Consider the following 20,162-nt stretch of genomic DNA (forward strand, 5'->3'; position numbering starts at 1 on the left):
CATCCTATGGGGCCCGGCCCGGCCACCGGCCAACGAGTAAGCCTGCGCGCCCGTCACTGCGGCCTGGTGCGGGCCCAACTCTGCGTGCCCGGCGCCTTGATCTCGATCTGCGCGGCCGACACGGGCTGGGGCGCGGGCGCGGCCTGGACCGTCTGAACGGCCTGCACGGCCTGCACGGCCTGCGGGAGGGTCGGGGGCAGCACGGGGGGCAGCACCGGCGCGATGGCCTGCTGGACCACCGGCTGGCCGGCCGGCGGCAGCACCGGCTGGACCGGCAGGCCCTGGCCCCCCTGCACCGCGTGGAGGGCCGACGGCAGCCGGCCCGGCGGGGGGACCAGCCGCTCCACCGGCGGGGCGCCGGTGCGGTGCACCCGCAGCCAGGCGGTGGCCTGCTCGGCCGGCAGCGCCGCCGACACCAGCCAGCCCTGGACGGCGTCCACGCCCATGCAGTGCAGCCGCTCCCAGGTCTCGTCGTCCTCCACGCCCTCGGCGACCACGGTCAGGCCCAGCGAGTGGGCGAGCTCCACCGAGCAGCGCACCACCGCCGCGTCGTGGTCGTCGGCGACCATCCGGGAGACGAAGGAGCGGTCGATCTTCAGCTCGCCGACCGGCAGGCTGCGCAGCCGCACCAACGAGGAGTGGCCGGTGCCGAAGTCGTCCAGGGACATCCCGACGCCGTAGCCGCGCAGTTCGGCGAGGGTGTCGGCGGCCCGGCGGGAGTCGTCCAACAGCAGCCGCTCGGTGATCTCCAGCTGGAGCGCGTGGGCCGGCACCTGGTGGCGGACGAGGTGGCCGGCGACGCGCTGGGCGAAGCCGGGGTTGAGCACGTCGCGCGGGGAGACGTTGACCGCGACCTGCACCTGGAGGCCCTGTTCCCGCCAGTAGGCGAGCTGCCCGACGGCGGCCTCCAGCACGTAGTCGGTGAGCCGGGGCATCAGGCCGCTGGACTCGGCGAGCCCGACGAACTCGTCCGGCGAGACCCGGCCCTGGCCGGGGCGCTCCCAGCGCAGCAGCGCCTCCAGGCCGACCACCCGGCCGTCGAAGGCCACCTTGGGCTGGTAGTGCAGCTGCACCTCGCCGGTCTCCAGGGCCCGCCGCAGGTCGCCGAGCAGCCCTATCCGGTACGGCGTGTCGGCGTCCTGGGTCTCGTCGTACTGCGCGACGCCGCTGCAACCGCGCTGGGCGTGGCCCATCGCCACGTCGGCGCGGCGCAGCAGCGCCTCGGCGTCCTGGGCGTGCTGCGGGTAGACGCAGACGCCGGCGCTGGCCTCCAGCACGAGCAGCAGTCCGTCCAGCCGGATCGGCGCGGCGAGTTCGGCGATCAGCGCCTTGGCGACCCGCTCCAGGCTGTCCGGGCAGTTGATGCCGGGCAGCAGCACGGCGAACTCGTCGCCGCCCATCCGGGCCACCATCGGGCGGCCGCGCCGGTAGTTCCGGGGCAGGCCTGCGAAGACGTCGTCGATGGACTCCCGGGTGGCGCTGCCGGCCGGGCCTCCGGAGCGCAGCGCGCGGTGCAGCCGGCGGGCGATGTGCACCAGCAGCCGGTCGCCGGCGGTGTGACCGAGGGTGTCGTTGAGCGATCGGAAGCGATCGAGATCGAGCAGGATAAGACCGACGCTGTAGCCTTCCGCACGCTCTGCGATCGCCTCCTGGGCGGCCATCAACAGGGCCTGACGGTTGGGCAGATCCGTCAGCGGGTCGGTCAGCTGGTCACGGGCGCGGTCGCGGGCGATCCGCCAGGCGGCGACCAGCACCGCCAGCGGCACCGCGAACAGCGGCAGCAGTTCGGGCTCGTACCGGTAGACCAGGACGGCCAGCGGGATGAGCGGCGCGGCACCGGCCAGCAGCACGCCGAGCAGCAGGACCGCACCTGCCACCCCCTGCGGCGGGCGTGTGGGCGCACCGCCGGTCGTATGATCCATAAGCCCTGTCCTCCGTCGGGCCCGCCCCGTCAGGCCGCCTTACGGTGAGGCACCGTGCCGGTACCGACAGCTGCCGGGCATGGAGCGACCCCGCGGAGCACCGGCTCAGCCGGTGCCCCCACCCCTGCTGACACTCTGTTGCGCTCCAGGGTATGCCGGGGTCCACCCGGTGGGCAGACTTTCGGACAACCGGAAACGCGCCACCGCGCCCGGGTGTCGCACAGTGACACAATGCCCGCTTCCACGGCACGACACCCGGTGACGTTGCATCAGGACGATAACAAGACGGGCTCGGTCACGCTCCGCTCGGGTCGGCCTCCGGAGCGGCCTCGGCGGGGGCCTTCCCGACCTCGGGCAGGCCGAGGTGGGCACGGGCCGCGGCCGCTCCGTCGGCGAGCAGCACGGCGAAGCCGGCGTCGTCCAGGACGGGCAGTCCGAGCTGAACGGCCTTGTCGTACTTGGACCCGGGGTTGTCACCGGCCACGACAAAATCTGTCTTCTTCGATACCGAACCGGTCACCTTCGCGCCGCGCGAGGTCAGCGCCTCCTTGGCCCCGTCCCGGGTGTGCCCGGCCAGGGTGCCGGTGACCACGACGGTCAGGCCCTCCAGCGGGCGCTCCGCCTCCTCCTCGTCGGCGGGCTCCTCGGTGAAGCGGACGCCGGCCGCGCGCCACTTCTCCAGGATCCCCCGGTGCCACTCCTCCTGGTACCACTCGACGACGGAGCGGGCGATGATCGGCCCGACCCCCTCGACGGCGGCCAGCTCCTCCTCGGTGGCCGAGAAGATCCGGTCGAGGTCCCGGAACTCGCGCGCCAGCTCCTGCGCCGCGACCGGCCCGACGTGCCGGATCGAGAGGCCGTTGAGGAAGCGCCACAGCGGACGTTCCTTCACCCTCTCCAGATTCTCCAGCAGCACGCCCGCCGTCTTCTTGGGCTCGCCCTTCTGGTTCGCGAAGAAGGTGGCCTTCTTCTCCTTGCCGGTGCGGTCGTCCAGCTTGGGCATGCCCGTCTTCTGGTCGCGGACCAGCACCTCGATCGGCAGCAACTGCTCCATCGTCAAGCCGAAGATGTCGCCCTCGTCCCGCACCGGCGCCTCGGCCGGCTCCAGCGGCTGGGTCAGCGCCGTCGCCGCGACATAGCCCAGGCCCTCGATGTCCAGCGAGGAACGGCCGCCCAGGAAGGCGATCCGCTCGCGGATCTGCGCCGGGCAGAACTGCGCGTTGGGGCAGCGCAGGTCGATGTCCCCCTCGGACATCGGGCGCAGCTCGGCCCCGCACTCGTGGCAGTGCGAGGGCATCACGAACTCCTGCTCGGTGCCGTCCCGCAGGCTCTCCACCGGGCCGAGGATCTCCGGGATGACGTCACCGGCCTTGCGCAGCACGATGGTGTCGCCGAGCAGCACGCCCTTGGCCTTGACGACCTGCTGGTTGTGCAGCGTCGCGTACTGCACCATCGAGCCGGCCACCTTCACCGGCTCGGCCAGCACCGCGTACGGGGTGGCCCGGCCGGTGCGGCCGATGCCGACCTTGATCGCGGCCAGCTTGCCGGTGACCTCCTCCGGCGGGTACTTCCAGGCGATCGCCCAGCGCGGGGACTTGGAGGTGGAACCGAGCCGCCCCTGCAGGGCGATCTCGTCCACCTTGACCACGACGCCGTCGATCTCGTGCTCGACCGAGTGCCGCTGCTCGCCGAAGTGCCCGATGAACGCCCGCACCTCGTCGAGCGTCCCGACCACCCTGTTGTGCCGGGCCGTCGGCAGGCCCCACGCGCGCAGCAGGTCGTAGGCGTGCGACTGGCAGTCGATGTCGAAGCCGACCCGGGCGCCGATGCCGTGCACCACCATGTGTAGCGGACGGGACGCGGTGACCAGCGGGTCCTTCTGGCGCAGCGAACCGGCGGCGGCGTTGCGGGGGTTGGCGAACAGGTGGACCAGCGCCTGCGGACGCCTGCCCTCCTTGGCGCGCTCCTCGTTCTCCGCCCGGCGGCGCTCGTTCTCCGCCGCCAGCGAGGCGTTCAGCTCCTCGAAGGCCTCGGTCGGCAGGTAGACCTCGCCGCGGATCTCGACCAGCTCGGGCAGGTCGTCGCCGGTGAGCTGCTGCGGGATCTCCTTGATGGTGCGGACGTTGGCGGTGATGTCCTCGCCGACCCGGCCGGTGCCCCGGGTCGCGGCGAGGACCAACTGGCCGCGCTCGTAGGTGAGGTTGACGGCCAGGCCGTCCACCTTGAGCTCGCACAGGTAGTGGTAGTCGATGCCGTCCAGCTCGCGGGCGACCCGGTCCGCCCAGGCCGCCAGCTCCTCGTCGTCCATGGCGTTGTCGAGGCTGAGCAGCCGCTCGCGGTGCTCGACCTTGGTGAAGCCCTCCGCGACGTCGCCGCCGACCTCCTGCGTCGGCGAGTCCGGCGTCACCAGGGCCGGGTGCGCGGCCTCGATCGCCTCCAGCTCGCGCATCAGGACGTCGAACTCGGCGTCGCTGACGACCGGGGCGTCCTGCACGTAGTACCGGGCGCGGTGCTCGGTGATCTCCACGACCAGCTCGGCGTGCCGCCTGCGCACCTCCGCAGGGACGTCCTCCCAGCCCTCGACAGCCACCACCGCAAGCCCTCCTACGTTCTCATTCCGGGTTGTCCACCAGGCTCTGCGCCGCCCGCGCCGCAAGCGACAGCGCCTTGCGCGCGTACGCCGGGGACGCCCCGGCCAGCCCGCAGGTCGGCGTCACCAGCACGCGGCGGCCCAGCAGCTCCGGGGCGAACCCGAGCCTGCGCCACAAGGTCCTGACACCCTGGACACTACCGGCCGGGTCGGACACCTCCTGGTCAGTGGAGGGCACGACACCAGCGAGGATCGCCGTGCCCGCCTCGACCGCCTCGCCGAGGTCGTCGTCCTCCCGCTCGGTGAGGAGGGAGAAGTCGAGGGAGACCCCGGCCACCCCGGCCCGGCGCAGCAGCGGAACCGGGACCTGCGGGGCGCAGCAGTGCACCACGACCGGCACGTCCAGGCCGCGGATCGTCTCGCGCAGCACCTCCTCGGCGACCTGCCGGTCCACCGGGCGCAGCCGCTGGAAGCCGCTGGCGGTCTTCACCGAACCGGCCAGCACGGCGGGCAGCGAGGGCTCGTCGAGCTGGAGGACCAGCTGCGCGCCGGGCACCCGCCGCCGGACGTCCGCCAGGTGGCGGCGCAGTCCCTCGGTGAGCGAGCCGGCGATGTCCCGGCAGGCGCCGGGGTCGGAGAGCGCCTTCTCGCCGTACTTGAGCTCGATGCCCGCCGCCAGCGTCCACGGCCCGACGGCCTGGAGCTTGAGCGCGCCCTGGTAGCCCTGGGTGAACTCCTCCAGCGCGTCCAGGTCCTCGCCCAGCCAGGAGTGGGCGCGCCGGGTGTCCCGGCCCGGCCGGTCGGCGAAGCGCCAGCCGCTCGGCTCGGTCTGCGCGAACAGCTCGACCAGCAGGCCGGCGCCACGGCCGATCATGTCGGCGCCCGGCCCCCGGGCGGGGAGTTCGGGCAGGAACGGCAGCTGCTCCAGCGCGCCGGTGGAGGTCTTGGCGGCCTCCCGGGCGTCGGTGCCGGGCAGCGAACCGACGCCGGTGGCGGCGCCGCGCAGGTCGGGGAAGGTGTCTCCGGTGCTCACCCGCCCGAGCCTAGTGCGCCGCCACCGGCTCCAGGTCAGCGCCCGGGGCGGACGGTGATGTCGGTGAGCTCCGCGTCGCGGGAGGCGTCCAGGGCGGCGAGGATCGCCTTCACCACCGACTCCGGGGCGATGAAGCGGTCCTCGTCGTAGGCCTTGCCCTCCTGCTGGTGCACCTTGGCCTGCATCGCGGTGGCGGTGCGGCCCGGGTAGACCGAGGTGACCCGGACGCCGTTCGGGTGCTCCTCCTGGCGCAGCGCGTCGGCCAACGCCTTGAGGCCGTGCTTGCTCGCGGCGTAGGCCGACCACTCGGCATGGGCCGAGAGCCCGGCACCGGAGTTGACGAACACCACGTGCCCCTTGACCAGGCGCAGCGAGGGCAGCAGGAGCCGGGTCAGCTCGGCGGGGGCGACCAGGTTGACGTTGAGCGTCTCCTGCCAGGCCTTGACCGGCAGCTCGCCGACCGTGCCCAGCTCGACCATGCCCGCGACGTGCAGGAGGGAGTCGAGCTCGACGGGCAGCGCCTGGTGGCCGAGGGCCCAGGAGAGCTTGGCCGGGTCGCCGAGGTCGCCGACCAGGGTCTTCGCCCCGGGGAAGCGCTCGCGCAGTTCGGCGGCGCGGCGGGCGTCGCGGGCGAACAGCCAGAGGTCGTCGCCGCGCTCGGCGAGGCGCTCGGCCAGGACGGCGCCGATGCCGGAGCCGGCGCCGGTGATCAGATGTGCAGCCATGGTGCTGATCTAATCAGGCCTTGAGCTGCTCAAACACCTGAGCCGGGGAGTCGGCGAACCGGATCAGCTCGGCGAGCGGGCGGGGCAGGAAGCCCTCGGTGTCCATCCGCTCCAGCTGCGTGCGCAGGCCCGTGTAGAAGCCCTCGGTGTCCAGGACGACCACCGGCTTGTCGAACATGCCGTGCTTCTTGAGCTCCAGCACCTCGGTGACCTCGTCGAGGGTGCCCAGCCCGCCCACCAGCACGACGATCGCGTCCGCCCGGGCCGCCAGCTCCGCCTTCCGCTCGGCGAGGTCGCGGGTCATGACCAGCTCGTCGGCACCGACGTACCCCTTGTGCCTCAGCATCTCGACGAGCACCCCGACCAGCCTGCCGCCCGCCGCCTTCACCTCGTCGGCCAGCAGCCCCATCAGCCCGGCGTTCGAGCCGCCCCACACCAGGGTGTGCCCGCCCTCGCCGAGGAGCCGGGCGAACTCGGCGGCGGGAGCGGTGTAGCGGTCGTCGAGCGAGTACGCGGAGCAGAAGACAGTGATGTTCATAGTGCGTCTGGTCTATCACGCCCGGCGGGACCGCTCACCGGCTTCAGGCCTCGGCCGGCTCCCTCCGACCATCAGTCCTGGTACGGGACGAGCTTCGCCAGGCTCAGCGGGAAGCCGAAGGGCTCCGGAATGCTGATCACGTCGCCGAACTTCCGGTCACTGCGGGTGTGATACCGGTCGTGGTTCGGCTCGGAGAACAGCGTCACCGTCTGCTGGCGCGGGTCCACGATCAGATACAGCGGGATGCGCATCACGGCGTAGTCGTGCAGCTTGTCCATCCAGTCGTTGCCCGGATTGGACGGCGATACGATCTCCACCGCGATCAGGGCTTCTGCGGCGGGAGCCTTGTTGCCCGGCTGGGAGAGGACGTCCAGCGGGAGGTAGGTCAGGTCCGGCTCGCGCCCCTTGGAGACATCCGGGCTGACGATCTCGCTCCGCTCGCTGGGCAGATAGCCGTCCGGAGCATGCTGCTCGAACTGCCTGCGCACCTGGGCCACGTTGAGCTGATGGATGTTGGACGGCGACGCCTGCATGATCAGTGTGTCGCCGGACCATTCGATCCGGACGCCTTCCGGGGCGATCCGCTCCAGTTCCTCGATGAAGTCGCGGTGCTGCTCGTAGAAGGTCATGCCGTCCTCTCCGGAGGGTGCGCCGGCGGCCGCGGCGAGTTGCCGATTCGGCCTTCGGACTGCTGAGAGCTGGTAGTGGTCCATCTCCCGGGCCCGGGCAGTCGCGTTGTCCCGTGCGAGGAAGCCGCGCAGCCGGCACTCCGAGTATGCCAGGAGCGTTCGATCCGGCCGGGTCGACAGGGCGATCGCCCCCCTTGGCCGACGCTGCCGCTCACGTGCAGGAGGCCAGGATCCCCCGGCCCGGGTGGGCATGCCGGTCCGAGAGGACACCCAGGACGGCGACCAGACCGGCGGCGAGACGATCCGCGGGGTCGGCGCCGGGTGGGTTCTCGGGCCGGTGGGACGCCAGGCGGGCGGCCAGCCAACCCGGGGACGCCCAGCCCGCCCGGACGGCCGTGGTGGTGAACCGGCGCAGCAGGTCGTCCTCCGGGACGGCGCGGGCGGGCTCCTGGAGGTCGGGCGGCAGGTGCTCGGTCATCCGCTCCCAACCCGTGGGGTCGGGCGGCGGCGGCAGCGGTGCCGGTGCGGGCTGTTCGCTCGCGCGCGAAGTGGTACCTGTCACTACGACAGCAACCGTCTTCTTGTCCTGGTAAGGGACTTCCTGGTTGCGTCCGCACGTGCGGAGCGACGAGCCCGCACGTGCGGATTTGTCCGGCTCCGCACGTGCGGACTTACCGGCGCCGCAGCGCGGCCTCGGCAGCGCCACAGGTGCGGACTTCACCGACTCCACACGTGCGGACTTACCGGCGGCGCAGCGGAGTTGCTCCTGCTTGACGCGCCGGGCGTCGGCGCGCAGGACGGCGAGGGCGGCGTCCCAGTCGGGGACGCCGCCCAGGGGCGCGGTGACGGCGTAGCCGCGCACCCGGGCGCCGGAGGGGCCGTGGACGAGGGCCATGACCCCGGCCGCCTCGGCGGCCCGGTAGAAGCCGGGGACGGAGTCCTTGGAGACCCGGCAGGCCCGGGAGAACCAGAGGTTGGACGGCGGACAGTGGAGGTTGGTCCCGTCCGCGTCGGCCTTCTGCGCCGCGTGCATGAGGAAGAGGACGAAGGACGGCCCGAGGGACTTCCAGGGCCCACCGGTCGGGACGCTCTGCATCCACTGCCCGACGCGGATCCGGTACTCGTTCGCGGGCGGGGTGCCGGTGGGGCGGGAGAGGGCGAGGGCTTCGGTGGTGACGACGACGGGCACGTTCGACCTTTCGTGGCCGATATGCGAGCCGGAGCGCGACCGGGCTGGCATACTGGCCGAGGTGTTATGCGCGTGCGCCGGAACCGCCAAAGTTGTAGGCGTACGCGGTGAATGGCCACCGCCCAACTGGGCGGTGGCCATTGCAGTTTACGCCGACAGATCAGCGAATTTGACGGACAGTCATAGATTCACTGCGGTGAGTGCTCGCTCACGAGTTCGGGATGCACGCTACGCGAGGTAGACCTGCTGCCACTCCAGCGAGGTCATCGACAGTGCCGCCTCGGCGAGTTGGCGGGCGGATTCGGTCTTGAGGCTGCCGAGACTGCTGTCGATCCACGGCTGCACGTTCTGGTACCCCTGCTCGCGGTACTCGACCGCCTGGAGCAGGCATTCGAGCTTGTCCGCGTCGTGCGCCACGCCGACTTCCGGGCTGTCCGCGTTCTCGTACTCCGCCACGATCGCCTGGACACCCGAGACGACAGCCGGGTGCGCGGCACTGACCTGGTCGGCAGTCACCCGCTCGTTCGAGGCAGCGTCCAGGTAGCGCCGGCCGACGTGCGGGATGTCGCCGATCCGGGTCTCCTGCGTGTCGTGGAAGAGGCAGAGCAGAGCGACCTTGGCCGGGTCCACACCCTCCATCATCGCGAGAACCGCGCCGACGACACCAGTGCGGAAGGAGTGCTCCGCGATCGTCTCGGGATCCTTCACTCCGGCGATCCACCAGCCCGACCGCTTCGCCCGCTTGAGCATCCCCGCCTCGAAGAGATAGCCCGCCGTGCCCTTGGCCTGCCCGTCCTCCGCCATAGCCGCCCTCTCGATCACGCGTTAGCCGCTTATCCGGAGACCGTAGTGCACGGACTCCAACTCCCGCCGGGACTCGATAGACAGAGTGCTGCCGTCGAGCAGGCGGCTCACCCTTTCAGCCAACTCCCGCGCTGTGTGCGGATCTGATTCGAGCAGGCCCCGGCGGGAGACGATCAAAGCCCAAATCGAGTGAATGTACAGATCCGTGCACTCCACAGCCCGGTCGAGCCGCAGAGCAAGAGCCCGAAGCAATGCAGCGGCGTCCCACATCGGCCGATCGCGCTCGGCCATGAAACCGTCGCCCGTCTGCGGCCGGCCGTCGAGTCCGAGCCAATGCGCCCAGTAGTTCAGGTTGGCAGCCTCGGCTTCGTCGTGATCGGCGATGGAGCAGTTGATGAAGTCCCGCATCAGTGATGGATCACCTTGCCTGGCCAGGGCCGCAGCAACCGACCTCGCTTCGACCCAACCAGGCGACCAGCCCTCGACGGTGGCCGTCACGGCGCCTCTACGACGGAGCCCGTCAAACCAGGCCGCAGCATCCCAGTCCCGATCATATGAGGAGAGGTACCAAACCTGTCTGCGCAGCAGCGCCGCCCCTTCTCCCGCCTGCTCTGCTGCCTCAGACGTCACCCGAAGCCCCTCGAAGAACCGCCTCCGGATGCTTTGCTCCAGGAGCGGCGACGACGAAACCGGCCCACGGCGTGCGGCAGGAAGCGTCGAGTGCCCTGCCACCACTGCGGGAAGCACACCGCTGACCGCCCAACCGATCATGTGGGTGGATTCGCGAGTGAGCACCCACCCGGCCAGCGGGTGCTGACTCAGGCGCCCGCGCATCGACTCAACGCGCAGAATCTCGGCCAGGAGCAGATCGGCATCCATGGCAGTACTCAGCATCTCCACAAGGCCGCTCGGGGCGCCGAGCCGGATGAGTTTTCGCCGCATCGCCACGAGATTGCCCGCTCTGGTCGACGAGAGCGGGCGACGTCCAGATTCCCACCCTTGCAAAGTGCTCTTGTCGACACCGAGCTCATCTGCCAACTCGTCCTGGGTGCGCGGGATCTGCTCGCGAATGACCTTGAAGAGGTAGCCGGTGATGACACCTGCCGGGACACGATCCGCCAAAGCCTGACTGCCAGTCAGTCTTTCCCTTCGCCCTTGCGACGGATGAGCAGCCATCGGGCCTCCTCTCGGCCTCGGTCGTCCGGATAACCCGCACTGACAGTCCGTCGAAATGATTCGTCACGCGGCGTAGCGTCATGGATACGAACAGACTCCGCGTGGCTCCGGAATCGTAGTTCCACCGTTCCTCTCCGTGGTCGAGAACGCCCAGATCTTCAGCCAGATCGGGGGCTCGCCTTCGTGCGCCTCAGAGATCGGCGTCCACGCCCCACCTCCTTGGAGTTGTCATGCAGCGCGCGTTGTCGGAGGCCCACACGCCACCTGATATCGGATCGACGCCGGTTTCCACGACAGCGGAAGTGCTGCTTCCCTACCAGGCCGAGTCTGTGGGCCGAGCCCGGCGGCTGGTCCGAGAGACGCTGACGATGTGGGGCTTGCCCCACCTGGTCGACTCCACCGCGTTGGTCACCAGCGAGCTGGTGACCAACGCGGCGAAGACCGGGTGCCGTCGGCGGATGACGGTCACCGTCCATCTCGTCGCCAAGACGACCGTACGCATCTCGGTGCGTGACGGGTCGCGGACCCCTCCGGTGCTGATCCAGGCCTCGGACGACGACGAAGGCCATCGTGGCCTCGGCCTCGTTCACCGGCTCACCAACGGACGGTGGGGAGTCACCGTCGAAGCATTCGGCAAAGTCGTCCACGCTGACATCACACGATGAGTGAATCGCCTGCGAGCCAGCGCACCGATGACCACGACCGGACAGCCGGACCCGACGACCTCCGCGTCTGGAGCGCCTACGCCGTGTCGGTGACGGCCCTGCTGCACCTCGCGGCCGTCGCCGTGGTGTTGTCCACCCGCGCCCACTGACTTCCCACCCCTGCCGCCGGGCCGGCGACACGGGCGACAGCAGCAACCCCACCGGCTCCCGCTGTCCGGGCTGAGCGCGATCCACGGCGACAGCGGAAGCCAGCGGAAGCATCCCCGAGGGCGGTCGCGCGCCCTCGGGGAGTTGCCGCCCGGCATCCTTCTACAGCCGCGACACCCTGTCGTGGGCCTCCGCCGACGACGGGCGGGACCGCACGGAGTACGAGGTGTACCAGTCCGGCCGCCGGAACCTCTGGGACGAACTGGAAGCCGCCTACCGGTGGTGGGCGGACCACGACCGGTTCGGCCCGACGGTCACCTTGGAGGGCCAGCACGTGTGGCTGGACTCCCCGGACAACCCCGTTCCGCAGCACTGAACAGCCCGGCCGTCCGCACCGGACGGCCGGGCCCGGGAAACCGGACTACGCCCGGACGGCCGGGCGCTCGGTGCTGGCGATGGTGGCGGAGCCGACCACCCGGGTGCCGTCGTACAGCACGACGGCCTGGCCGGGGGCGATGCCGCGCACCGCACTGTCCAGCCGCACCCGCAGCTCGCCGTCCACGACCGACGCGCTCACCGGCACCTCCTCGCCGTGGGCGCGCAGCTGGGCGGTGTACCGGCCGTCGGCGAGCGGCTCGGTGCCGCACCAGCGCGGCCGGATCGCGGTGAGCCCGGTGACGTCCAGACCCTCCAGCGGGCCGACCGTGACGGTGTTGTTCACCGGCGAGATGTCGAGGACGTAGCGGGGCTTGCCGTCCGCCGCCGGGCGGCCGATCCGCAGGCCCTTGCGCTGGCCGATGGTGAAGCCGTACGCGCCGTCGTGCTCGCCGAGCTTGGTGCCGTCGGCGTCGAGGATGTCGCCGGTGGCGGTGCCGAGGTGCTTGGCCAGGAAGCCCTGGGTGTCGCCGTCGGCGATGAAGCAGATGTCGTGGCTGTCCGGCTTCTTGGCGACGGCCAGGCCGCGGCGCTCGGCCTCCTCGCGGATGACGTCCTTGGTGGTGTCGCCGAGCGGGAACAGGGAGTGGGCGAGCTGGTCGGCGTCGAGCACGCCGAGGACGTACGACTGGTCCTTCGCCGCGTCGACCGCGCGGTGCAGCTGGCGCTCCCCGGACGGCAGGTCGACGATCCGGGCGTAGTGGCCGGTGCAGACAGCGTCGAAGCCGAGCGCGATCGCCTTGTCGAGCAGCGCGGCGAACTTGATCTTCTCGTTGCAGCGCAGGCAGGGATTGGGGGTGCGGCCGGCCGCGTACTCGGCGACGAAGTCGTCGATGACGTCCTCGCGGAAGCGCTCGGCGAGGTCCCAGACGTAGAACGGGATGCCGATCACGTCGGCCGCCCGCCACGCGTCCCGGGAGTCCTCGATGGTGCAGCAGCCGCGGGCCCCGGTACGGAAGGACTGCGGGTTGGCGGACAGCGCCAGGTGGACGCCCGTCACCTCGTGCCCCGCTTCGGCGGCGCGGGCGGCGGCGACGGCGGAGTCGACGCCGCCGGACATCGCCGCGAGCACACGCAGACGGCCGGTGGACGGAGCGGTCGGGGCACCCGGGAAGTCAGTCATGGTGACTACAAGAGTACGGGGCCGCCGTCCATGCCCGGCCGCGCGAAGGAACTACCTCCGCACCGAGGCCAGCCCCGCGTTGTGGGCCCGCTGGACGGCCGGGGCGATGGCCTCGACCAGCGCCGCCACGTCCTCGCGCACCGAGGTGTGCCCGAGCGAGAACCGCAGCGAGGCCCGGGCCAGCGCCGGGTCGACGCCCATCGCGAGCAGCACGTGGCTGGGCTGCGGCACCCCGGCCGAGCAGGCCGAGCCGGTGGAGCACTCGATGCCCTGGGCGTCGAGCAGCATCAGCAGCGCGTCGCCCTCGCAGCCGGGGAAGGAGAAGTGCGCGTTGGCGGGCAGCCGCCCCTCGGCGGCCGGGTCGCCGTTGAGCACCGCGGTGGGGACGGCGGCCAGGACGGCGGCGATCAGCTCGTCGCGCAGCGCGCCGAGCACGACCGCGTGCTCCGGTTGGCGCTCGACCGCGAGCGCCGCGGCGGCGGCGAAGCCGGCGGCGGCGGGCGCGTCCAGGGTGCCGGAGCGGACGTCGCGTTCCTGGCCGCCGCCGTGCAGCAGCGGGACGGGCGCGGCGCCGCGCGAGAGCAGCAGCGCGCCGATGCCGAACGGACCGCCGATCTTGTGCCCGGTGACGGTGAGCGCGGTGAGCCCCGACCCGGCGAAGGAGACCGGGACCTGCCCGAACGCCTGCACCGCGTCGGCGTGCATCGGGATGCCGTACTCGGCGGCGACGGCGGCGAGTTCATGCACCGGCTGGACGGTGCCGACCTCGTTGTTGGCCCACATCACGGTGACCAGCGCGACCGAGTACGGGTCCCGCTCGATGGCCTCGCGCAGCGCCTGCGGGTGCACCCGGCCGAGCGGGTCGACCGGCAGGTACTCGACGTCGGCGCCCTCGTGCTCGGAGAGCCAGTGCACCGCGTCCAGCACCGCGTGGTGCTCGACCGGGCTGCACAGCACCCGGGTACGGGCCGGGTCGGCGTCCCGGCGGGCCCAGTACAGGCCCTTGACGGCGAGGTTGTCGGACTCGGTGCCCCCGCCGGTGAGCACGATCTCGCTCGGGCGGGCGCCCAGTGAGTCGGCCAGCGACTCGCGGGCCTCCTCGACCACCCGGCGGGCCCGGCGGCCGGCCGCGTGCAGGGACGAGGCGTTGCCGACCACCCCCAGGTGCGCCGACATCGCGGCGATCGCCTCGGGCAGCATCGGCGTGGTCGCCGCATGGTCCAGGTATGGCATAACCATCCGATTGTAGAGGGCGCTCCCCGGGCCCCGTCCCGGTGTGCGCACCGATCCGGCCACCGGGCGGCCACCGGACGACTCCCGGACGACTCCCGGGCGTCACCCGGGCGGTTCCCGGACCGCGCGCCCACCGGACACCGGTGTCCGGCACCCGTTTGACCCGGCGCGCGGCCGAGCGGTTAGCCTGACGGACGCCTCCCGCGGACGGGCCCCGGCCCGGCCCGCGGGCACGGCCCGGGATCACGTCCCACTCTCACTTCCCATCGGCGCGGACAGGAGCGGTGCGCCATGTCGCAGTCGGTCGACCGCGCCCTGACCCTGCTCGGGTCGCTCGGCGACGGACCGGTCACCCTGGAGCAGGCCGCGACCAGCATCGGGGTGCACAAGTCCACCGCGCTGCGGCTGCTGCGCACCCTGGAGGAGCACGGCTTCGCGCAGCGCCAGCCCGACCTGCGCTACCGCCTCGGCGGCCGGGTGCTCTCGCTGGCCCACCGGGCGCTGGAGGAGATCGACGTCCGGCAGGTCGCCGCGCCGTACCTGGCGGCGCTCAACGCGCGCTGCGGCTACACCGTCCAGCTGGCCGTGCTCCAGGACGGCGAGGTGCTGTACCTGGACGAGGTGGCCGGCAGCTGGGCCGGGCCGGGCGCCGCCCGGGCGTCCCGGATCGGGCGGCGGGCGCCGGCCGGCGGGACGGCGATCGGCCGGGTGCTGCTGGCCGGGCTGCCCGAGGACGGCACCCCCGCCGAGGAGTTGCCGGCCGAACTGGCGGCGGTACGGCTGCGAGGCTGGGCGGCCGAGTCGGCCGAGCACCGGGAGCCGGTGACCTGCGTGGCCGCGCCGGTGGCGGGCAGCGGCGGCCGGACGGTCGCGGCCTGCGCGCTGAGCGCCCCGGCGAGCCAGGTGCCGCCGGCCGAACTCGCCCGGATGGTGCCGGAACTGCTCTGCACGGCGGAGGCCATCTCGCTCGCGTACGGCGGCTCGCCTACTCCTCGCTGGTGCGAGAACCGTTGCGGCGCCAGGCCCGCGGGGCGCGCCAGCCGTACTTCAGCGCGAGCATCCGCAGCCCGAAGGCGGTGAGCGCGGCGGCGGTGCCGGTGGCGCCGGTCAGCCGGTCGACGCCGATCAGCACCGCCACCAGGGCGGCGCCAACCAGGGCCGGGACGGCGTAGATCTCCCGGTCCCAGCGCAGCAGCGAGGGGATCTCGCCGGCCAGCACGTCGCGGATCACCCCGCCGCCGGCCGCGGTGACCATGCCGAGGGCGACGGCCGACACCGCGCCGAGCCCGAAGTCGTGCGCCTTGGCGGTGCCGGTGACGCAGAACAGGCCGAGGCCGAGGGCGTCCAGGGTCTGCACCGCCCGGTTGATCCGCTCGACCTCGGGGTGCAGGAAGAACACCACCAGCGCGGCGATCAGCGGGGTGATGAAGTACCCGAGGTTGCTGAACGCCGCGACGGGCGTCGCCCCGATCACCAGGTCCCGGATCACGCCGCCGCCGAGCGCGGTGACCTCGGCCAGCACCCCGATGCCGAAGATGTCCATGTTCTTGCGGACGGCGAGCAGCCCTCCGGAGAGGGCGAAGACGAAGATGCCGACGAGGTCCAGCGACTGCTGCACGTCGGAGGGGAAGATCTGCGAGGTCACCGAACAACTATGACCCGTTCGGAACCCTCCCCCCCTCCGCGTGCGGCCGCGGTCCGGGGCCCCTCCTCGGACGCGCGGGCCCGGGCGACGACCGCCGCCGGTCCGGACACTCTGCGCAGAGTTGACGTGAACACCAAATTTCGACATATTCGCGAAATACTGCGGGTCGTACGGTATGGAGAATACAATTCGCATTTCCCTCCCGAATTCGATGCACCCTTTGCCCGGGTTGGCTGGTTTGGGAAATTGATCCCGGAAATAACTCATGGACGAGGCCGAATGGCGGTGGTAGTTTCATTTCCATCGAGAGAAGCACTGGGGCTTCGAACATGAACAACCGGAGAGGAGACTTCCGTGCGCTACAACGACTGAAATCCCTGATGCCGATTGCACCGGCATCCCCGATGTCCGAACGTCGACAGTCCGCGCGCCAATGGCCAGGACATTTAGCTCGGGTAGGTGAATTTCCATGCGTTACAACGACTAATTATATTGCCCGAACCGCGGCAGAGCCCGGTATCGTCGGCGAGAATTGGCGCCGGACCCGGATGCGTCCGGGTCCGGCGCACGCTCTTGGCCCAGCGAGAACATGGGCCTCACAGGCAGGCCGTTCAAGAATCCTAGGAATTGTCCATGAAACTCCCGGTCCGCTATGACCCCCTCGACAGCTCCACGCTCGCCGATCCCTATTCGGTCTACGCGGAGCTGCGCGCGTCGGAGCCCGTGCACTGGCACGAGAAGATGCAGAGCTGGGTGCTGACCCGGTACCGCGACTGCCAGATGGTGCTGCAGGACCCCGCGGTGTTCGCGACGGACTGGCGGCGTGCCGGCGAGTCGGTCTCCGAGCCGTGGCTGAGCCTGCAGACCCTCGACCCGCCGGACCACGGGCCGCTCCGCAGCCTCTTCATGAACGCCCTGCGCGCCCAGGACCTGGAGGCCGTCGGCGAGCAGGGCGAGGCCCTCGTCGGGTCGCTGCTCGACGGACTGGAGGGCAGGGCGGAGTTCGACCTCATGTCGGAGGTCGTCGAGCCGCTCGCCCTGGCGACCATCTCGGAGCTCATGGGCATCGAACAGCCGGACGTCAGGACCTTCGCCGCGATATCGGACGCCATCGTGCGGAGCATGGACGCCGGATTGGCGCCCGAAACCGCCGGCGACGGAATCGAGACCGGTGCGGAACTCAGGAAACTCGGCATCGAGGCGCGCGGGCAGCTGAGCGAAATGGTCGAGTCCTGGTTCACGGCCAATCCACGCCCCGGACTGCTGGCCCATGTCGCCGGCAACCGCGCCGAGGTGGATGTCGCCGACTCCTTCGTCCGGAACACCGTGCGAGTCGTCTTCCAATCCGGCTACAGCTCGATCGTCGCCGGTGCCGGAAATGCCATGCTGGCGCTTCTGGAGAACCCCGACAAATTCGAGGCGATGCGCGACCCGGCGCTGCTGTCGAGTGGTTTCGACGAACTCATGCGCTACGACGCCTCGGTTCAGGGGACCAGTCGCATCGTCACCGAGCCCGTCGTCATCGGATCCGTCCAGCTCAAGCGCGGAGACGTCGTCGTGGTGCTTTTCGGCGCGGCAAACCGCGATCCCGAAAAATTCACGCGCCCCGACGAAATCATTCTGGACCGGACACCGAACCAGCACATGGCATTCGGCCGGGGCCCGCACACCTGCGTCGGAAACCTGTTCACCCAGGTGACGTTGCAGGCGCTGATCAAGGCCATTCTGCGGCGCCCCACACGCCTGCGGACGGCCGGGGAGCCGCTGCGCCAGCGCACCGCGACCATGCGCTACCTGGCGACGCTGCCGGTCACCTTCCAGGCGGCTGCCGCCACGTGACGAAAACGGATACCACGGCTCCCCCGACCCGGACGAGCGCTGCCCGGCTGGCCCTCGCCAGGGCGGTCCCGCCGGCCGGGCCGGTGCGCGGACTGACGCTGTCCACGTTCCTGACCACCCTCGGGGACGGGCTGTTCGCCACCGTCAGCGTGCTGTTCTTCACCCGGGTGGTGGGTCTGCGGATGGTGGACGTGGGCATCGGGCTCACGGTCGCCAGCCTGGCCGGCCTGCTGGCTGCCCTGCCGATCGGACACCTCTCCGACCGCATCGGGCCGCGGCGGGTCCTGCTCGTCCTCACCGTCGCCGCGGGGCCGGCGGTGCTGTGCTACCTGGCCGTCGGTTCCTTCTGGCCGTTCGCCGTCACGGCGTGCGCGGTGGGCATCGTGCAGCGGGGCTGCCGCACGGTCCTGCCCGCCCTGGTGGCCCTGATCGCCTCGGCCGAGGAGCGGGTGACCGCACGCGCGCACCAGCAGGTCGTGAGCAACGTCGGGATCTCACTCGGTGCGGGAGCCGCCGGCCTGGCCCTGTACCTGGACACCCGGGCCGCGTACGAGGCGATGGTGGTCGTCGCGGCGCTGGCCTACGCGGGGTCGGCCCTCGTGCTGAACCGGATGCCCGTGCGGCACCCGCCTCCCGCGCACAGCGAGAAGCGGCCGCTGGGGGCGGCGCTCAAGGACCTCCGGTACCTGCGGTTCACCGGGCTGAACGCCGTGCTGTCGCTGAACGGCGCCCTCATGGAGATCGCCGTTCCGCTGTGGCTGGTCACCCACACCAAGGCACCCGCCTGGCTGTTCAGCGCCCTGATCGTCCTGAACACGGTCCTGGTGGTGATCTTCCAGGTCCAGGTGAGCTCCAAGGGCAACGACACCACCCCGGGCCTGTGGGGGCGGATCTCCCGCCTCGGCGGGTTCTTCCTCGGCTGCGCCTGCCTGCTGTACGGCGCCGCCGGGTGGGGGAACACCCTGGTCGCGACGGCCGTCCTCGGCCTGGGGATGATCGCCCACACGTGGGGGGAGATGTACCAGGTCTCCGGCGAATGGGGGCTCAGCTTCCAGCTCGCTCCCGAGCACGCCACCGGCCAGTACCAGGGTGTCCTGGCCATCGGCCGCGGAGCCGCCAACGTGGCCGCGCCGGTCGCCCTGGTCGCGGTCGTCGGGGCCGGTCAGTACGGGTGGGTGGCGCTGGCGGCCGTCTTCCTCGCGGCCGGTCTCGCGATGCCCGCGGCGACCCGGCTGCCCGCCGGCCAGGGCGCCGACCCTGACGCGTGATCAGAACCACGCCACCCCGACCGGGATGAGGGTCCCGGACGCCACGATGCGCCGCACCGGAACGACCGGCCGATTCAAAGCCGGTGTTCCGGTGCGGCGCATCGCGCGTGCGGGCCGACGCCCCACCCGCGCCCTAGTTCCCCTCGCCCAGCTCGGGGAAGTGGCACGCCACCTCGTGCCCGGTCTTCAGCGCCGTCAGCGGCGGCTCCTGGCTTGCGCAGACGTCCTGGGCCTTCCAGCAGCGGGTGCGGAAGCGGCAGCCGCTGGGCGGGTTGATCGGCGAGGGGACGTCGCCCGTGAGCAGGATCCGCTCGCGGCCGGCCCGCTGGCGCCGGCGCGGGTCGGGCACCGGCACCGCGGACATCAGCGCGTTGGTGTACGGGTGCAGCGGGCTCGCGTAGAGCGAGTCGCGGTCGGCGATCTCGACGATCTTGCCGAGGTACATCACCGCGACCCGGTCCGAGACGTGCCGGACCACCGAGAGGTCGTGCGCGATGATCAGGTAGGTCAGGCCGAGTTCGCGCTGGAGGTCGTCCAGCAGGTTGACCACCTGGGCCTGGATGGAGACGTCCAGGGCGGAGACCGGCTCGTCCGCGATGATCATCTTCGGCCGGAGGGCGAGTGCCCGGGCGATGCCGATGCGCTGGCGCTGGCCGCCGGAGAACTCGTGCGGGTAGCGGTTGTAGTGCTCGGGGCTGAGCCCGCACAGTTCCAGCAGTTCCTGGACGGCCTTCTTGGTGCCGCCCTCGGGCTCCACCTTCTGCAACCGGAACGGCGCGCCGACGATGGTGCCGACGGTGTGCCGCGGGTTGAGCGAGGAGTACGGGTCCTGGAAGATCATCTGGATGTCGCGGCGCAGCGGCCGCATCGCGCCGACGCCCAGGTGCGTGATGTCGGTGCCCTCGAACTCGACCTTCCCGCCGGTCGGTTCGTCGAGCCGGGTGACCAGTCGGCCCATCGTCGACTTGCCGCAGCCGGACTCGCCGACGACCCCGAGCGTCTCACCGGCGTTGACGGTGAAGTCGATGCCGTCGACGGCCCGCACCGCGCCGGTCTGGCGGCGCAGCAGCCCGCCGCGGATCGGGAAGTGCCGGGTCAGGCCGGTCACCCGGAGCAGCGGCTCGCGGTCGGGGGCGGGCGCGGGCGCGGTGGCCGTCGCCGCCTGAGTGTCCGTCATCGGTTCTCTCCAGAAAGGTGGTAC

19 protein-coding genes are annotated in these 20,162 nt (G+C 71.5%); 6 read left to right on the plus strand and 13 right to left on the minus strand.

All coding sequences use genetic code 11. The features are described from left to right. Positions 1-53: 53 nt before the first annotated feature. The 9 genes from ACIQVZ_RS16340 to ACIQVZ_RS16380 form a co-directional block, all read right to left on the minus strand. Complete coding sequence (locus ACIQVZ_RS16340) at positions 54-1,922, minus strand: putative bifunctional diguanylate cyclase/phosphodiesterase (RefSeq protein WP_402450523.1); 1,869 nt, start codon at positions 1,920-1,922, stop codon at positions 54-56. Positions 1,923-2,217: 295 nt separating this feature from the next. Further along, positions 2,218-4,512 carry an NAD-dependent DNA ligase LigA gene (gene ligA, locus ACIQVZ_RS16345; protein ID WP_350884711.1) on the minus strand — a complete coding sequence of 765 codons (2,295 nt, stop codon included), beginning with the start codon at positions 4,510-4,512 and terminating at the stop codon, positions 2,218-2,220. 22 nt (positions 4,513-4,534) lie between these two features. Beyond that, complete coding sequence (locus tag ACIQVZ_RS16350; RefSeq protein WP_350884611.1) at positions 4,535-5,545, minus strand: methionine synthase; 1,011 nt, start codon at positions 5,543-5,545, stop codon at positions 4,535-4,537. 35 nt (positions 5,546-5,580) lie between these two features. Next, positions 5,581-6,270 carry an SDR family oxidoreductase gene (locus ACIQVZ_RS16355; RefSeq protein ID WP_350884613.1) on the minus strand — a complete coding sequence of 230 codons (690 nt, stop codon included), beginning with the start codon at positions 6,268-6,270 and terminating at the stop codon, positions 5,581-5,583. A gap of 13 nt (positions 6,271-6,283) precedes the next feature. After that, positions 6,284-6,808, minus strand: coding sequence for a TIGR00730 family Rossman fold protein (locus ACIQVZ_RS16360; protein WP_350884615.1), 525 nt, complete (start codon positions 6,806-6,808; stop codon positions 6,284-6,286). A gap of 71 nt (positions 6,809-6,879) precedes the next feature. Beyond that, positions 6,880-7,437 (minus strand): Uma2 family endonuclease, encoded by a 558-nt coding sequence (locus ACIQVZ_RS16365; protein WP_402450527.1) that lies wholly within the window; start codon positions 7,435-7,437, stop codon positions 6,880-6,882. A 211-nt stretch (positions 7,438-7,648) separates the two neighbouring features. Then, positions 7,649-8,626: a hypothetical protein gene (locus ACIQVZ_RS16370; RefSeq protein ID WP_402450529.1), complete on the minus strand. Its 978-nt coding sequence runs from the start codon at positions 8,624-8,626 to the stop codon at positions 7,649-7,651. A gap of 228 nt (positions 8,627-8,854) precedes the next feature. Further along, complete coding sequence (locus ACIQVZ_RS16375; RefSeq protein WP_402450532.1) at positions 8,855-9,430, minus strand: HD family hydrolase; 576 nt, start codon at positions 9,428-9,430, stop codon at positions 8,855-8,857. Between the two features lie 21 nt (positions 9,431-9,451). Next, positions 9,452-10,606 carry a helix-turn-helix domain-containing protein gene (locus ACIQVZ_RS16380; protein ID WP_402450535.1) on the minus strand — a complete coding sequence of 385 codons (1,155 nt, stop codon included), beginning with the start codon at positions 10,604-10,606 and terminating at the stop codon, positions 9,452-9,454. A gap of 230 nt (positions 10,607-10,836) precedes the next feature. Between ACIQVZ_RS16380 and ACIQVZ_RS16385 the strand changes: the two genes are divergently transcribed. From ACIQVZ_RS16385 to ACIQVZ_RS16395, 3 genes are all read left to right on the plus strand, one after another. Beyond that, the gene (locus ACIQVZ_RS16385) at positions 10,837-11,271 is read left to right on the plus strand and encodes an ATP-binding protein (protein ID WP_402450537.1); all 435 of its coding nucleotides are present in this window, start codon (positions 10,837-10,839) and stop codon (positions 11,269-11,271) included. Further along, positions 11,268-11,420: a hypothetical protein gene (locus tag ACIQVZ_RS16390; RefSeq protein ID WP_402450539.1), complete on the plus strand. Its 153-nt coding sequence runs from the start codon at positions 11,268-11,270 to the stop codon at positions 11,418-11,420. The genes ACIQVZ_RS16385 and ACIQVZ_RS16390 overlap by 4 nt, the downstream gene beginning before the upstream one ends. A 224-nt stretch (positions 11,421-11,644) precedes the next feature. Then, complete coding sequence (locus ACIQVZ_RS16395; protein ID WP_402450540.1) at positions 11,645-11,794, plus strand: hypothetical protein; 150 nt, start codon at positions 11,645-11,647, stop codon at positions 11,792-11,794. 45 nt (positions 11,795-11,839) lie between these two features. On the opposite strand, the gene mnmA is transcribed toward ACIQVZ_RS16395, so the two are convergent. Both mnmA and ACIQVZ_RS16405 read right to left on the minus strand, forming a co-directional pair. After that, positions 11,840-12,976: a tRNA 2-thiouridine(34) synthase MnmA gene (gene mnmA / locus ACIQVZ_RS16400; RefSeq protein WP_402450542.1), complete on the minus strand. Its 1,137-nt coding sequence runs from the start codon at positions 12,974-12,976 to the stop codon at positions 11,840-11,842. Between the two features lie 51 nt (positions 12,977-13,027). Further along, positions 13,028-14,209, minus strand: coding sequence for a cysteine desulfurase family protein (locus tag ACIQVZ_RS16405; RefSeq protein ID WP_402450543.1), 1,182 nt, complete (start codon positions 14,207-14,209; stop codon positions 13,028-13,030). 291 nt (positions 14,210-14,500) lie between these two features. On the opposite strand from ACIQVZ_RS16405, the gene ACIQVZ_RS16410 reads away from it, so the two are divergent. After that, the gene (locus ACIQVZ_RS16410) at positions 14,501-15,289 is read left to right on the plus strand and encodes an IclR family transcriptional regulator (protein WP_350884640.1); all 789 of its coding nucleotides are present in this window, start codon (positions 14,501-14,503) and stop codon (positions 15,287-15,289) included. Here ACIQVZ_RS16410 and ACIQVZ_RS16415 read toward each other — a convergent pair. After that, positions 15,195-15,854, minus strand: a complete 660-nt coding sequence (locus tag ACIQVZ_RS16415) for a trimeric intracellular cation channel family protein (RefSeq protein WP_350884642.1) — start codon at positions 15,852-15,854, stop codon at positions 15,195-15,197. The two genes, ACIQVZ_RS16410 and ACIQVZ_RS16415, sit on opposite strands and share 95 nt — an antisense overlap. A gap of 633 nt (positions 15,855-16,487) precedes the next feature. On the opposite strand from ACIQVZ_RS16415, the gene ACIQVZ_RS16420 reads away from it, so the two are divergent. Then, the gene (locus ACIQVZ_RS16420; RefSeq protein ID WP_402450548.1) at positions 16,488-17,693 is read left to right on the plus strand and encodes a cytochrome P450; all 1,206 of its coding nucleotides are present in this window, start codon (positions 16,488-16,490) and stop codon (positions 17,691-17,693) included. Next, positions 17,690-18,961 (plus strand): MFS transporter, encoded by a 1,272-nt coding sequence (locus tag ACIQVZ_RS16425; protein ID WP_402450550.1) that lies wholly within the window; start codon positions 17,690-17,692, stop codon positions 18,959-18,961. The genes ACIQVZ_RS16420 and ACIQVZ_RS16425 overlap by 4 nt, the downstream gene beginning before the upstream one ends. A 133-nt stretch (positions 18,962-19,094) precedes the next feature. On the opposite strand, the gene ACIQVZ_RS16430 is transcribed toward ACIQVZ_RS16425, so the two are convergent. After that, entirely contained in the window at positions 19,095-20,138 is a 1,044-nt protein-coding gene (locus tag ACIQVZ_RS16430; RefSeq protein ID WP_402450552.1) for an ABC transporter ATP-binding protein, read from the minus strand. Positions 20,139-20,162: the final 24 nt, after the last annotated feature.

Source organism: Kitasatospora sp. NPDC098663 (assembly GCF_044760075.1).
Lineage (GTDB): Bacteria > Actinomycetota > Actinomycetes > Streptomycetales > Streptomycetaceae > Kitasatospora.

What these genes read in the sequence shown, in the direction of transcription:
- ACIQVZ_RS16430 (WP_402450552.1), bottom strand. Translation starts at nt 20,138, where the DNA reads ATGACGGACACTCAGGCGGCGACGGCCACCGCGCCCGCGCCCGCCCCC.
- ACIQVZ_RS16340 (WP_402450523.1), bottom strand. Translation starts at nt 1,922, where the DNA reads ATGGATCATACGACCGGCGGTGCGCCCACACGCCCGCCGCAGGGGGTG.
- ACIQVZ_RS16405 (WP_402450543.1), bottom strand. Translation starts at nt 14,209, where the DNA reads ATGCCATACCTGGACCATGCGGCGACCACGCCGATGCTGCCCGAGGCG.
- ACIQVZ_RS16360 (WP_350884615.1), bottom strand. Translation starts at nt 6,808, where the DNA reads ATGAACATCACTGTCTTCTGCTCCGCGTACTCGCTCGACGACCGCTAC.
- ACIQVZ_RS16390 (WP_402450539.1), top strand. Translation starts at nt 11,268, where the DNA reads ATGAGTGAATCGCCTGCGAGCCAGCGCACCGATGACCACGACCGGACA.
- ACIQVZ_RS16365 (WP_402450527.1), bottom strand. Translation starts at nt 7,437, where the DNA reads ATGACCTTCTACGAGCAGCACCGCGACTTCATCGAGGAACTGGAGCGG.
- ACIQVZ_RS16410 (WP_350884640.1), top strand. Translation starts at nt 14,501, where the DNA reads ATGTCGCAGTCGGTCGACCGCGCCCTGACCCTGCTCGGGTCGCTCGGC.
- ACIQVZ_RS16420 (WP_402450548.1), top strand. Translation starts at nt 16,488, where the DNA reads ATGAAACTCCCGGTCCGCTATGACCCCCTCGACAGCTCCACGCTCGCC.
- mnmA (WP_402450542.1), bottom strand. Translation starts at nt 12,976, where the DNA reads ATGACTGACTTCCCGGGTGCCCCGACCGCTCCGTCCACCGGCCGTCTG.
- ACIQVZ_RS16385 (WP_402450537.1), top strand. Translation starts at nt 10,837, where the DNA reads ATGCAGCGCGCGTTGTCGGAGGCCCACACGCCACCTGATATCGGATCG.
- ACIQVZ_RS16380 (WP_402450535.1), bottom strand. Translation starts at nt 10,606, where the DNA reads ATGGCTGCTCATCCGTCGCAAGGGCGAAGGGAAAGACTGACTGGCAGT.
- ACIQVZ_RS16355 (WP_350884613.1), bottom strand. Translation starts at nt 6,270, where the DNA reads ATGGCTGCACATCTGATCACCGGCGCCGGCTCCGGCATCGGCGCCGTC.
- ACIQVZ_RS16375 (WP_402450532.1), bottom strand. Translation starts at nt 9,430, where the DNA reads ATGGCGGAGGACGGGCAGGCCAAGGGCACGGCGGGCTATCTCTTCGAG.